The organism is Mesorhizobium erdmanii, assembly GCF_013170725.1.
GTDB lineage: Bacteria > Pseudomonadota > Alphaproteobacteria > Rhizobiales > Rhizobiaceae > Mesorhizobium > Mesorhizobium erdmanii.
This window is the reverse complement of the sequence record NZ_CP033361.1, coordinates 2829424-2841241: the sequence shown is the minus strand read 5'-3', so window position 1 is coordinate 2841241 and position 11818 is coordinate 2829424. Positions and strand designations below refer to the sequence as shown.

At 63.1% G+C, this 11818-nt stretch carries 14 protein-coding genes; 7 read left to right on the top strand and 7 right to left on the bottom strand.

Annotated features, from left to right (window positions below):
* Window positions 1–34: 34 nt before the first annotated feature.
* On the bottom strand, window positions 35–514 hold the full coding sequence (locus EB233_RS13795) for a carboxymuconolactone decarboxylase family protein (protein ID WP_064989030.1): 480 nt from the start codon (window positions 512–514) through the stop codon (window positions 35–37).
* A 126-nt stretch (window positions 515–640) separates the two neighbouring features.
* Between EB233_RS13795 and EB233_RS13790 the strand changes: the two genes are divergently transcribed.
* On the top strand, window positions 641–1594 hold the full coding sequence (locus tag EB233_RS13790; protein ID WP_064989031.1) for a LysR family transcriptional regulator: 954 nt from the start codon (window positions 641–643) through the stop codon (window positions 1592–1594).
* A gap of 4 nt (window positions 1595–1598) precedes the next feature.
* Here EB233_RS13790 and EB233_RS13785 read toward each other — a convergent pair whose 3' ends face one another.
* On the bottom strand, window positions 1599–2198 hold the full coding sequence (locus EB233_RS13785; protein WP_064989032.1) for a YdeI/OmpD-associated family protein: 600 nt from the start codon (window positions 2196–2198) through the stop codon (window positions 1599–1601).
* A 185-nt stretch (window positions 2199–2383) separates the two neighbouring features.
* On the opposite strand from EB233_RS13785, the gene EB233_RS13780 reads away from it, so the two are divergent.
* Window positions 2384–2728, top strand: a complete 345-nt coding sequence (locus EB233_RS13780) for a VOC family protein (RefSeq protein ID WP_064989033.1) — start codon at window positions 2384–2386, stop codon at window positions 2726–2728.
* A gap of 158 nt (window positions 2729–2886) precedes the next feature.
* Entirely contained in the window at window positions 2887–3615 is a 729-nt protein-coding gene (locus EB233_RS13775; RefSeq protein WP_064989034.1) for an SDR family oxidoreductase, read from the top strand.
* A 25-nt stretch (window positions 3616–3640) separates the two neighbouring features.
* Here EB233_RS13775 and EB233_RS13770 read toward each other — a convergent pair whose 3' ends face one another.
* A complete protein-coding gene (locus EB233_RS13770; protein ID WP_064989035.1) occupies window positions 3641–4591 on the bottom strand; it encodes a LysR family transcriptional regulator in 951 nt (316 codons plus the stop codon).
* 17 nt (window positions 4592–4608) lie between these two features.
* On the bottom strand, window positions 4609–5514 hold the full coding sequence (locus EB233_RS13765; RefSeq protein WP_027052307.1) for a S1C family serine protease: 906 nt from the start codon (window positions 5512–5514) through the stop codon (window positions 4609–4611).
* A 178-nt stretch (window positions 5515–5692) separates the two neighbouring features.
* Here EB233_RS13765 and yghU point away from each other — a divergent pair, with 178 nt between their 5' ends.
* Window positions 5693–6559 (top strand): glutathione-dependent disulfide-bond oxidoreductase, encoded by an 867-nt coding sequence (gene yghU / locus EB233_RS13760; protein ID WP_064989036.1) that lies wholly within the window; start codon window positions 5693–5695, stop codon window positions 6557–6559.
* Between the two features lie 102 nt (window positions 6560–6661).
* Here the strand turns inward: yghU and EB233_RS13755 are convergent, their stop codons facing one another.
* Window positions 6662–6961 (bottom strand): DUF1236 domain-containing protein, encoded by a 300-nt coding sequence (locus EB233_RS13755; RefSeq protein ID WP_064989037.1) that lies wholly within the window; start codon window positions 6959–6961, stop codon window positions 6662–6664.
* Between the two features lie 775 nt (window positions 6962–7736).
* Here EB233_RS13755 and EB233_RS13750 point away from each other — a divergent pair.
* Window positions 7737–8060 (top strand): hypothetical protein, encoded by a 324-nt coding sequence (locus EB233_RS13750; protein WP_343064837.1) that lies wholly within the window; start codon window positions 7737–7739, stop codon window positions 8058–8060.
* 66 nt (window positions 8061–8126) lie between these two features.
* On the opposite strand, the gene EB233_RS13745 is transcribed toward EB233_RS13750, so the two are convergent.
* Window positions 8127–8345 carry an exopolysaccharide production repressor protein gene (locus tag EB233_RS13745; RefSeq protein ID WP_244277632.1) on the bottom strand — a complete coding sequence of 73 codons (219 nt, stop codon included), beginning with the start codon at window positions 8343–8345 and terminating at the stop codon, window positions 8127–8129.
* A 243-nt stretch (window positions 8346–8588) separates the two neighbouring features.
* On the opposite strand from EB233_RS13745, the gene EB233_RS13740 reads away from it, so the two are divergent.
* A complete protein-coding gene (locus tag EB233_RS13740) occupies window positions 8589–9329 on the top strand; it encodes a sulfotransferase family protein (RefSeq protein ID WP_064989038.1) in 741 nt (246 codons plus the stop codon).
* 675 nt (window positions 9330–10004) lie between these two features.
* Window positions 10005–10250: a hypothetical protein gene (locus EB233_RS13735; RefSeq protein WP_064989040.1), complete on the top strand. Its 246-nt coding sequence runs from the start codon at window positions 10005–10007 to the stop codon at window positions 10248–10250.
* Between the two features lie 289 nt (window positions 10251–10539).
* Here the strand turns inward: EB233_RS13735 and EB233_RS13730 are convergent, their stop codons facing one another.
* Window positions 10540–11790, bottom strand: a complete 1251-nt coding sequence (locus EB233_RS13730) for an amidohydrolase family protein (RefSeq protein ID WP_155765323.1) — start codon at window positions 11788–11790, stop codon at window positions 10540–10542.
* Window positions 11791–11818 lie beyond the last annotated feature (28 nt).

The following is an 11818-nucleotide window of genomic DNA, read 5'->3' as shown; positions in this document are numbered from 1 at the left end:
CCGCATCGTTTGATGGTCAACCGAAAGGAAGGGTTTAGTTCAGGCCAGCCTTGTCGAGGCCGTAGAGCTTGTCCGCGGAGCCGGGCACGGACTTGAAGGCGATGCTGACACGGTTCCAGGCATTGATGGCCATGATCGAGAAGGTCAGGTCGGAGATTTCCTTTTCCGAAAGCTGCCCGCGCACGCGATCGTAGAGTTCGTCCGGGATGCCGCCTTCGGCAAGCCTGGTGACGGCTTCGGTCCAGGCCAGGGCAGCGCGTTCACGCGGAACGAAAAGGGGCGATTCCCGCCAGACGGCGAGATGATGGAGGCGCAACTCGCCCTCGCCGTGGATCTTGGCTTCCTTGACATGCATGTCGAGGCAGAAGGCGCAGCCATTGATCTGCGATGCCCTGATGTGGACGAGGTCGCGGATCTTCTCCTCGATGGCACTGTGTGCCTCGGCCATGCTGAGCTCGGAGAGCTTCTTGAACAGTTCAGGCGATTGCTGGGCGGCGTTAAGGCGCTGTGTCATGGTTTTTCCCTGTTTGAGGATATCTTATGTCCTTAAGGATAATAAATATCCGTAATACCTGGACAGTAAAGCGCTATCCGCGTAGGATGCGGACATAAGGCTTATGTCGAGAAGTATGAGGCGAGGATGGACGTCGTATCGGCGTTGAGGACGTTCCTGCGGGTGGCGCAGACAAAATCCTTCTCAGCTGCTGCGCTCGACCTCAATCTGACGCAGCCGGCGGTATCGCGGCAGGTCTCCGCGCTGGAATCGCATCTCAAGACGCGCCTTCTGCACCGCACGACGAACGCGCTCGCTTTAACGGCGGAGGGTGAACGGATGTTGCCGATGGCGCTGCGCGTCCTCGAAGCGGTCGATGCGCTCGGCGAAGCCAGCGGCGCCGAAGCGGCGACCGTCTCTGGAAAAGTGCGGCTGAGCCTGCCCACGCCGCTCGGCTTGTTCATCGGCGACCGCCTCGCGGGGCTGCTGGAGAGCCACCCGGCGCTGGATGTCGAGCTGATCTTTCGGGACGAGCCTTCGGACCTCATCGCCAATGCGATCGATCTCGAGGTGCGCCTCGGGCCAGCCGGTGACAGCAGCCTGATGTGCCGCAGGATCGGCTGGACAACAGCCTTTCTGGTGGCTTCGCCAGGCTATCTCGAGGGACGCGGCGCACCGCGAACGCCGCAAGACATCAAGGATCATTCCTGCATTTGCTACAGCCGCGCCGGCGATGGCCGTTCATGGTCGTTCTCCAGCGGAGCGGATGACGTTGTCCTGCGCATTGAGCCGCGCCTTGCGGCCAACAATTCGATGGCCGTCCATCGCGCGACACTGGCCGGAGCCGGCCTCGCCGTGCTCTCCCACATCCTGGCCGGGCCGGACATCGAGGCAGGAAGGCTGGTCAAGCTCATGCCGGACTTTCCGCCGGCGCGCCTGCCGATCAATGTCGTCTATCCATCGCGGAACATGCCGCCGCGCGTGACGGCGGTGCTCGACTTCCTTGTTCAGGCCGTGCGCGAGGACGTTCTGATGGCGTCGTCGGCAACCTTGCCGGCCGCTCGCCCCGTCAATGAAGCATCGGCGGAACCGTGCGCCTGAAAGCCTACTTCTTGCCCTGCGGATAGATCGTCTCGCCGCGCTTCAGCATGGCGACGAAGGTCTCGATCTTCTTCTTGCGCCCCGCCTCGGTCTTCATGTTGTGGGTGCGGAAGGCGAGCGAGAAGCGGTTTTGCGCGCTGAGCCTTTCCAGCATCGCCTTGGCCGCCGGCTCGGCATCGATCGCCGCCTGCAGATCGTCGGGGATTTTCATCTCCTTGCCGCTGCCGTAGGCGCGCGCCCAGCGCCCGTCGGCCTTGGCGGCCTCGACCTGGCTCAGCCCATGCCCCGTCATGCGCCCCTCCTCGATGAGCCGCGCGACATTGTCGATGTTGATCTTGCTCCAGATGCTCTTCTTGCCGCGCGGCGTGTAGCGCTGCAGGAAGCTGTTGTCGTCCAGCCCCTTGCGCACCGCGTCGATCCAGCCGAAGCACAGCACGACGTCGATGGCTTCCTTCGGCGTGATCGATTTCAGTCCCGACCCGACCTTGTGCACCTTGATCCACACCTCGGTTTCCGTGGCGTGGTGCTGGCCGAGCCAGGCGTGGAAGCTCGCCGCGTCGGGGAATTCCCGGACCTTGTCGGGATCGACCTTGACCGGTGCCATCAGCGGGTCTGCCCGTTCAGGATTGTTGTCATCGGCATGGCCTCCATCATCGTGCGATTCCGATCATCATGGCATGACCCCACTGTCAGTTTTCGTCAGCAATGGAGCACTCAGCCAGGAAGCATCGGAACGTGCCATCCAGCACCGCGTTGCGGCAAGAGTGCACCGTCCGATGGAGGTTTCCTGTGACAATCGAAACCATTTTCGCCCATGTCAGCTGCTCCGACCTCGAAGCCAGCATTGGCTGGTACGAAAAGCTCTTCGGCAAGCCGCCGCTGCGCCGGCCGATGCCCGGGCTGGCCGAATGGCAATTCACCGACAGTGCCGAAGTGCAGCTGTTCGAGGACAAGGACAAGGCCGGCACCTCGACCCTGACGCTCGGCGTGCTGCCGCTGGCGCCCGAGAGGCAGCGGCTTGCGGATGCCGGTCTCGAACCCGGCCCGATCGAGGAAGCCGACCATTTCTGGATCATGCGCATGCGCGACCCCGACGGGAACCTGGTGGTGTTCGCGAGCGCCGAGCGGGAATAAAGATGCAGGCAAGCGCTCAAGCGCACCTTGGCCAACCTCCCCTTCCCGTGCAGCATCATCGGCATCTCCGATAACACCATCGGTTTCTTCCGTTTCTCCTCGCCGCTTCGACCTGCCATTCCCCTGCCCTTGTCCCTTCAAAACAAAGGCAGAGCGAAATGAGCATTTCGAACCAGAAAATCCTGATCGTCGGTGGCGGTTCCGGCATGGGCCTGGCGCTGGCCAGGCGCTGCGTCGAGGCCGGCGCCGAAGTCGTCATCGCCGGGCGTGGCGAGCAAAGGCTGAGCAAGGCGCGGGAAGCGTTTGGCAATCCCGCCGGTCTGGACGTGGCCGTGGTCGACATCACCAGGGAAGACCAGGTTGCGTCCTTGTTCGCGCGCGTCGGCGGGCTCGACCACATCGTCAGCACGGCGGCCGATATCGAAGGCGCCTACAGGCTGCTGCCGGAGCTTGATCTCGAGGCGGCGCAACGCGTGGTAGACAGCAAGCTGTTCGGCCCACTGCTGCTTGCCAAGCACGGCGCGCCACGGCTCAGCGCGAGCGGTTCGATGACCTTCGTCTCCGGCATCGCCGCCTACCGGCCGGCTCCACGCGGCTCGGTCGTCGCGGCGGTCAATGCAGCGCTCGAAGGGCTGGTGCGGGCGCTGGCCGTCGAACTCGCGCCGATCCGCGTCAACGCCGTCTCGCCCGGCTGGGTCGACACTGAGATTTGGGCGCAGGTTGCCGGCGACCGAAAGGCCGAAACCCTGACCGCGATGGCCGAGCGGCTGCCGGTCGGCAGGATCGGCCAGCCCGGCGACGTCGCCGATGCCATCTTCTTTCTTCTCGGCAATGGTTTTGCCACCGGAACGACGCTGCATGTCGAAGGCGGACACCGGCTTGTCTGAAGTGAACCGGCATCGGGAACTGCTTTCAAAGCAAGACTTTGGAGCGGCTTGTCGATTCAGGTTTTGAACCGGCCCGAGAACGTTCCGGCGCCAGCGTGTCGCGCGCGGCGGCGAGCAAGTGCCGCAGCGCCGGCGGCTGCACGCGCCGGCGCCGCCAGATCATCGTCAGCGGTGCTGCCTGCGCCCGGCCGGGCCATGGCAATTCAATGAGATCGCCACGCGCCAGCGCGTCGCTGACGGCGAGGCGCGGAACGAGGCCCAAGCCGGCGCCGGCCGCCACCAGCCGCGCGATGGCGCCGATGCTGCCGGCCTCGACGACAAGCTTTGGCACCTCGACACCGGCTTCGGCAAAGCCGGTGTCGAACATGTGGCGATAGATGCAGCCGGGTTCCGTCGCGACGAAGCGCGATTTGGCAAGGCCGGCCAGATCGCACTGCGCCATGCCTTGCCCCGGCGCCGCCACCAGCGCCAGCGGTTCGTGCACTATGGTTCGCCTGGCCAGGCGTTCATCGGCCTTCGCGCCATCGCCGCGCTCGAAGCAGAAGGCGACATCGATGTCGCCGTCCTCCAAAAGCCGCAGCAGCGTGCCGCTGTCGGCCACCTTCATCCGCACCGTGATGTCGGGATGGCTGGCCTGGAATTCCGCCAGCCAGGGCGCCAGCCGGGCCGAGGCAATCGTCTCCAGCGCCCCGACGGTCAGCGCCTCGCTCGTCTGCCCCGCTGCCGCCATCACCGCGGCGCGCGCTTCGCCATCGAGCCGCAACAGATCTTCGGCGATCGGCTTCAGCGCCAGCCCCGCCGGCGTCAGCTCGAGACCGGACTTCGAGCGGGTGAACAGCGCGGCACCCAGTTCGGCTTCCAGCGTCTGGATCTGGTCGCTGACGCTCGATTGCGCGAGATGCACCGCCGCGGCGGCGCGCGTGATGTTGCGGCTGCGCGCCACCGCGAGGAAGGTCTTGAGCAGCCTGGGATGCATCGCCTGGCCGATTGGGCCTATTGCAGCTGCGGCTTCTTCAGGAAACTGCCGCGATCGGCGGATTTGACGCGCAGCCAGGTCTCGCGGCCGTCGCGCACCACGCGCATCGGGATCTCGGCGCCGGCCGAGCCGCTCTCCCACAGCTTGCGATAGAAGTCGGCGAGCCCGTCGACGGCGCCGTCGCGCACCTCGGAGATGACGTCGCCCTGACGCAGGCCGGCTTTTGCCGCCGGGCCGCCTTCGGTCACGCTCATCACCACCACCTTGCCGTCGCTCTCTGCCGAGAGCGCGCCAAGCCAAGGACGCGGCGGCCTCGCCACCTGGCCGCGCGTCAGGAGATCGTCGAGGATCGGCGGCAACAGATCGATCGGCACGATCATGTTTATATCGGCGACTTCGCCGGCACGGCTCATCTGCAGGCGCAGCGAGCCGATGCCGAGCAGCGTGCCGTCGGCGCCAAACAGCGGCGCGCCGCCCCAGGAGGGATGCGCCGGCGCGATGAAGATCGCCTCGTCGAGCAGATACTCCCAATAGCCTGCGAATTCCTGCTTGGTGACGATCTTGGCCTCGACCGCACGGCCGATGCCGTCGGCCAGCACCACCGCGTCGCCGATCCGGGCCTTGCCGGCGTCGCCCAGCGCCACGGCCGGCAGCCCGGTCGGCGCCAGCGCCTGGACAAGGCCGAAGCCCGATTCCTGGTCGTAGGCGAGTGCGTGCGCGGGGATGACGCGGCCGTCATGCGCGGTCAGCCAGACCTCTTCGGCCTCGGTGATGAGATAGCCAATGGTCAGCACCAGCCCGTCATCCCTGATGACGACGCCGCTGCCTTCCCTGAGCGTGCCCAGCGCGCCGGCGGTGAATGCATCATCGGGAACGGTCGCGCGCACGGCAACGACGGAGCGCGGATTGGGATTGATGGTCATGCTGTCATTTCCTGGGTAGGTCATATCTGTATAGGTATGCCTTGCCAAAGAGGGTGCAAGGGCCGGAGACCAAGGACCGCGACAATAGTTCAACGCAAGTTGAACTTCTCGCTCCGCAGCCCTAGTTGTAGGTTATCTGCCCAACCCATTCTTCCTCCCCCACCATCCGAGGCCCGCAATGACCGACTACACACCGCCGAAAGTATGGACCTGGAACAAGGCAAATGGCGGCGCCTTTGCCAGCATCAACCGGCCAATCGCCGGACCGACGCATGACAAGGAACTGCCGATCGGCAAGCACCCGCTGCAGCTCTATTCGCTGGCAACGCCGAATGGCGTCAAGGTGACGGTGATGCTGGAAGAGCTTCTGGCGCGCGGCCACAAGGGCGCCGAATACGATGCCTGGCTCATCCGCATCAATGATGGCGATCAGTTCGGCAGCGGCTTCGTCGAGGTCAACCCTAACTCCAAGATCCCCGCCCTGATGGACCGCAGCGGCAAGACCCCTGTGCGCGTCTTCGAATCCGGCGCGATCCTGGTCTATCTCGCCGAAAAATTCGGCGAATTCCTGCCCACCGAACAGCCGGCGCGCGCCGAAGTGCTGTCCTGGCTGTTCTGGCAGATGGGTTCGGCGCCGTATCTGGGCGGAGGTTTCGGCCATTTCTACGCCTACGCGCCGGAAAAATTCGAATATGCAATCGACCGCTTCTCCATGGAGGTGAAGCGGCAGATGGATGTGCTCGACCGCAGGCTGGCCGAGAGCGAATATCTCGGCGGCAAGGATTACACGATCGCCGACATGGCGGTGTGGCCCTGGTATGGCGGGCTGGCGCTCGGCCGCATGTACAATGATTCCGCCGACTTCCTGTCGGTGCAGGAATACACCCATGTGCAGCGCTGGGCGAAGGCGATCGACGAGCGTCCGGCGGTGAAGCGCGGCCGCATGGTCAACCGCGCCTTCGGCGAGCCGGCGATGCAGCTGCACGAGCGCCATGACGCCAGCGACTTCGACACAAGCACGCAGGACAAGCTGGCCGCCGAATAACAGGCAACGGCAAGATAGAAAAAGCCCGTCATGGCCGCGAAGCCGTGACGGGCTTTTCTCAAGACAGGTCGGTCCAACCGACCGCCATTGCCTTGCCAGGGGTCAGTGCAGAACCTCGACGATCTGACGTGTATCCGGATCGACGAGCACGGTCTGGTCGTTGATCACGGCGACGCGATACTTGACGTTGGGCACTTCGCGCAATTCGACCTTGTCCGGTACCGACGAGCCGAGCTTGAGCTCGACGCCCAGAAGGTTCACCGACGCCAGCGGCTGCTTCTTGACGTATTCGCGAACGACCGTCTCCTGTTCCGGCTGAACGACGATTGTGTCAGCCAAGGCCACGCCCACGCTGCCCATCAGGACGATCGCTGCTGCGGCACTTGAAAGATAACGTTTCATAACAAACCTCCATTTTGGATATCTGAATTCCGCCCTGCAGTAAAACTCAGTCACCCTCGTGAGGTTCCAACCAAATTTTCGGGAATAAAGTGGATGGATCGCCTAGTATTATATGCTTCCGGCGACCGGATTCATTCAGGTTTTCTTTGAAACCCGAAACTAAGCATGTCTGGTATTGGCGCTTCCAGTGAATGACGACAGTCGGGCTTCAGACCTGGCGATTCCTGTTCTGAAGGGGAATCGATTTGCCCTTGCTTAGCAACAGCTAACGTGGAGCAGGCAGTGTCGTTCCCGACCACCTCGCCAGGGTCACGAAAAAGGCTCGTCCTGCCGGGAGCAGGACGAGCCTTCGACAGCGCCGGCGGAGGTGGCAGCCTCACCGGTCGCGCCAGGAAAAACGCCGGCGCCGCCACGTTGTTCCAACCGCCTTGCGGCGTGGCCCGCGTCGGATGCAACCATGTCGCGGAGATGACGTTGACCCACGCATTTCCAACCGCCCCACGCATTTCCAACCGCCCCACGCATTTCCAACCACAAGGAGTAATCCCGATATGGCCCCACGACCTTCCGTGACCAAGCATCCCTTTACGTTGATGTTCGTCGTCATCGCGCTGATTGCGCCCTTTGCCGGACTGGCGTGGCGCACGCGCGAATGGATGGGCTGGTAACGCTGGGTACAGCCGAAGGGGCAGGATCGCCGGCCTACGCGCTCACCGAAACGTGACCAGTCAAAGATATTAGCGGTGTCTGAATGGATTGTCGTCGGTGCTACTGTTTGTCGACTGCCGCCGATCCGGCGGCAGGAACAGGGGAGAGAGAACTCATGAACATCAGAACCGTCTGCCTGGGAGTATTGGCCGCAACCGTGATCGGCGGGTCGGCATTGGCCGGTATTCTCGACGAACCGAAGATGATGGCACCCTTCTTCACGGACAAGACCATGAAGACCATGAAGGCCGACGCCGACATGAAGAAGGTCTGGGCAAAGATGTCGAAAAAGCACCAGGCCGCCATGATGAAGGAATGCCAGGACGCTGCGATGAGCAAGCCGCACGCCGAGTTCTGCGCGAAGCTTAATGCACTGGCCGGCAAGGCCTGACATCTTCCACGCGAAGGGATGGCGGGCCACGAGGACTGCCATCCCCGCTACGGCTTAAGGCAAGCTTCAAAACCAGACGCCATCCCGACGCAAGGGCGGCGGCGTGTAGACCGGATCCTGGTTCGTCGTGGCATCGCGTGCGCGCCTGAGGATCAATCCCAGGAATAGCAGGAAATAGCCGGCCTGCAGGATGATCAGGGTCACCGCCGTCCACACCAGTGCCTGCCAGAAAGACCCGGTGGCCATGTAGGTCCAGACCGCGACGACGATGGTCGTCGCCGACATGCCCACGAGAAATCGCCCAAAATACATCGATCCATAAAATCGCCGAACGTCCCGGTTCGAGCGACTCCCTGCCTTTGCATCCCAATACCCGTGCGCAGCGTTCCATTATTTTAGCAATCGCGCAAGTACGTGATCGACGCAGGACCAACCCCGATATTTGTTGCGATCCGGCCCGATCGGGAGCAATTTCATTCTCACGGACTGCGAGAACGAAGAAGACCAGTCCGACAAGGGGTTGGGGACATGACGCTCAAACTGATCGGGGCCGGTTTCGGCCGCACCGGCACGTGGTCGACCTTTGCCGCGCTGAACAGGCTCGGCCTGCCTTCCTACCATATGCAGGAAGTGATCATGAACAAGGCCAACAAAGGCCATCTCGATTTCTGGCGCAAGGTAGCCAACAGCCCACCCGGCACGCAGCACGATTGGAACCGTGTGTTCGCCAACTACACGGCCACCGTCGACAATCCCGGTTGCTGCGTGTGGAAGGAATTGATGGCCGCCTACCCTGATGCCAAGGTGCTGCTGACCCTCCACCCGCGCGGCGCCGAAGCCTGGTACGAAAGCACCATCGACACGATCTACTTCACCGAGAATGTCTGGCAATTCAAGATCCTGGAATGGCTGACGCCGTTCGGCCGGAAATTCGGCGACATGTCGCGCAAGCTGGTGTGGGGCCGCACGCTGAACGGCGTGATGAACGACAGTGCCAAGGCGGTGGCGCGCTATAACAGCTACATCGAGGAAGTGAGGGCGGCGGTACCGCCTGAAAAACTGCTGGTCTACAAGGTGACCGAAGGCTGGGCGCCGCTCTGCGATTTCCTCGGCGTGGCGACGCCCAACGAGCCCTTCCCCAACCTCAACGACCGCGAGACGATCAAGAAGATCATCCGCGACATCATCAAGGGGTCGTACATCATGCTGGGGCTGGCGGTGGCGGCGGTCCTGGCGGTGGTGGCCGCGCTATGGTGGTGGCTGGGGTAAGAAACACCCGCAAGCCCCTGCCCTCACCCGAAAAACGCGCTGGCAAGACAAGAGCCCGTTCGCTTCGCCGTCGAGATTGAACCAGGTTCCACTTATCTGCCTTTCGGGAGCCTTCGACCGGCGAAATGTGGAGACTCGCACATCGCTTTCGGGGGTGTCGGCCAGCCGCAATTTGCCTCTTCCAGCGCCCGAAACCACCTCTCGATACGGCAAGATATTATATCTCATTTAGCTAAAGTAATGGAACGTCCAATGGACATTGCCGGAACCGAACAAGGCCCCTCGGACCTTTGCCCCAGCGATCTAAGACCTTGGTCCTACAAGGAAACGCAAAAGGCCGATGCGGCGCTTCAACGGGAACATCCCGCCGTTTTCGTCGTTTGCCGCAAGGTCTCCGGACTGGACTGAATTTCGGAGGAACAGCATGCGGCATCGGTCCATCATCACCAGGACAGGCCACGGGCCGGGGACGGCGATCGCTGTGTTGATGGTCGGACTCGCGGCGGTCGGGATTGTGTTCCTAGTCCTTGGCGGTGCGCTCTATTTCGGCGAGCAGCCATCCGATCAACACGCCCTCTCCCCGGTCCCTGCCCGATCAGCCCAGGCAGCCGACCGCCGGGCGATAGATTGATGGCCAGAGCGCCACAAGATTTTAATCACAATGGAGGACTCAAAGTGAAAGCCACCCTTCTCAGCGCACTTCTCTTTGTCTCCGTGCTGTCCCCCATCAACTTTGCCTCGACGCAGGCAGCCAGCCTGGTCATCACGACGGACAATGGCGGCATGGGCCGTCACCACTGGCGCGATCATCGCTGGCGCAAACATCACAACCGGCATTGCTTCGTGAAGGTCAGGAAGCATTGGCGCCACCATCACTGGGTCATCGAGAAGGTTCGGGTTTGCGATTTCGATCGCTTCTGAGCCGTGACGAGGATGCAACTGCCAAAGCCGAATCGAAGGATCCGTCTGAACGCGCAAACCTTGGCGGCGGCGGCTGTCTGGGGCGTGGCAGCGTTCGTTCTTGTGCTGATGGTAACGGGCGCGACCGGGTTCTGAAATCCGGCGGAGCTGTCCACAAGGACACCTTGCAAACAAATTAGATACTACTAATGTAAACAATGCCAGCTCCCGCCAGAAGCTGGCGGGGCTTGGCGTGTCTCCCTTGCACTGGCCGCCAGGCCCCTTCCGCCATCCGTCGCCAACCATGGCATCAGCGCGCCAGCACCGTCCCGTTCCGCGCCACCACCTTGCCACGGCGATAGACCGTGCGCTCCTTCGGCACGGCCACCACCGCCTCGGGCACGTGCTGCGCCGGCATGGCGACGAAGTCGGCGCTGGCGCCGACCACGATCCCGTAACTCGCCAACCCCAATGCTTTCGCTCCGGCATGGGTGACCACGTCGAAGGCGGCTTCCAGCTCGTGATCCTCGTAGAAGCCTGAGCGGTAGCCGATCATGTTGGCGCGCGAAAGCATGTCGCCATCGCCATAAGGCCACCAGGAATCGCGGATGTTGTCGGAGCCGCCGAACACGGTGACGCCGGCCTGCCTGAGCGCCGCCACCGGCGGGAAGGCATGGTTTCCGGGCGCGTTGGTCATGATCGCAACGCCGGCCGCCGCCAGCATCGCGCCGGCCTTGTCGAGCGCATCGGCCGGGATGTCGCCCAGCCCATAGGCGTGGCTGACCACGACATGGCCTGCCATGCCGAGCGCCTTTGTCCGCGTGGCGATCTCCTCGACCTGGAACAGCCCGAGCGTGCCGCCATCATGCAGATGGATGTCGACACCGGCGCCATGCTTTTGCGCCAGCCCGAACACCACGTCGAGATGGCCCTTCACATCGCGGTCGAAACTGGCGGGATCGAGCCCGCCGACGAGGTCGCAGCCGAGCTTCAGCGCCTCGTCGAGAAGCTCCGCCGTGCCAGGCGAGGACAAAATGCCGCTTTGCGGGAAGGCGACGAGCTGGATGTCGATCAGGTCGCGGTAATTCTCGCGCACGGCAAGGATGGTCTCGACGTGTTTCAACCCGACCGAGCCGTCGACCATGACATGGCTGCGCATGGTGAGGCTGCCATTGCCGACGCAGAGCTCGAGCTGGTTTTTCGCCCGCTCCGCCATCGGCGCCGCGGCGGCGAGGTTGCGCGCCTGGAAGGCGACGCGCTCGCGCACGTCGAAGCCATTGGTGCAGGGAATGTGCGGACGCCAGGCATCGCCATAAAACGAGGTGTCGAGGTGGATATGCCCCTCGACGAAGGCCGGCACGACGAGCTGGCCGGCAAGATCGACGAAGAGAGGGGCGATGATGGCGGAAGCGACGGCGGCGAAATCAGCCGGCGGCGTCTTGCCGGCCGGCGCAATCGCACTGAAGTGGCCGCCGGTGACGGTGAGGTCGACCAGCGACCCATCGGCCAGTTTGGCATTGCTGAAAATCGTCTGTTCGCTCAAGTTCGTCTGCTCCCTCATGGGCGCCATCCCAGTTGAACCCCCAGTC

What these genes read in the sequence shown, in the direction of transcription:
- EB233_RS13795 (WP_064989030.1), bottom strand. Translation starts at nt 514, where the DNA reads ATGACACAGCGCCTTAACGCCGCCCAGCAATCGCCTGAACTGTTCAAG.
- EB233_RS13790 (WP_064989031.1), top strand. Translation starts at nt 641, where the DNA reads ATGGACGTCGTATCGGCGTTGAGGACGTTCCTGCGGGTGGCGCAGACA.
- EB233_RS13785 (WP_064989032.1), bottom strand. Translation starts at nt 2,198, where the DNA reads ATGGCACCGGTCAAGGTCGATCCCGACAAGGTCCGGGAATTCCCCGAC.
- EB233_RS13775 (WP_064989034.1), top strand. Translation starts at nt 2,887, where the DNA reads ATGAGCATTTCGAACCAGAAAATCCTGATCGTCGGTGGCGGTTCCGGC.
- EB233_RS13770 (WP_064989035.1), bottom strand. Translation starts at nt 4,591, where the DNA reads ATGCATCCCAGGCTGCTCAAGACCTTCCTCGCGGTGGCGCGCAGCCGC.
- EB233_RS13765 (WP_027052307.1), bottom strand. Translation starts at nt 5,514, where the DNA reads ATGACCATCAATCCCAATCCGCGCTCCGTCGTTGCCGTGCGCGCGACC.
- yghU (WP_064989036.1), top strand. Translation starts at nt 5,693, where the DNA reads ATGACCGACTACACACCGCCGAAAGTATGGACCTGGAACAAGGCAAAT.
- EB233_RS13755 (WP_064989037.1), bottom strand. Translation starts at nt 6,961, where the DNA reads ATGAAACGTTATCTTTCAAGTGCCGCAGCAGCGATCGTCCTGATGGGC.
- EB233_RS13745 (WP_244277632.1), bottom strand. Translation starts at nt 8,345, where the DNA reads ATGTCGGCGACGACCATCGTCGTCGCGGTCTGGACCTACATGGCCACC.
- EB233_RS13740 (WP_064989038.1), top strand. Translation starts at nt 8,589, where the DNA reads ATGACGCTCAAACTGATCGGGGCCGGTTTCGGCCGCACCGGCACGTGG.
- EB233_RS13730 (WP_155765323.1), bottom strand. Translation starts at nt 11,790, where the DNA reads ATGAGGGAGCAGACGAACTTGAGCGAACAGACGATTTTCAGCAATGCC.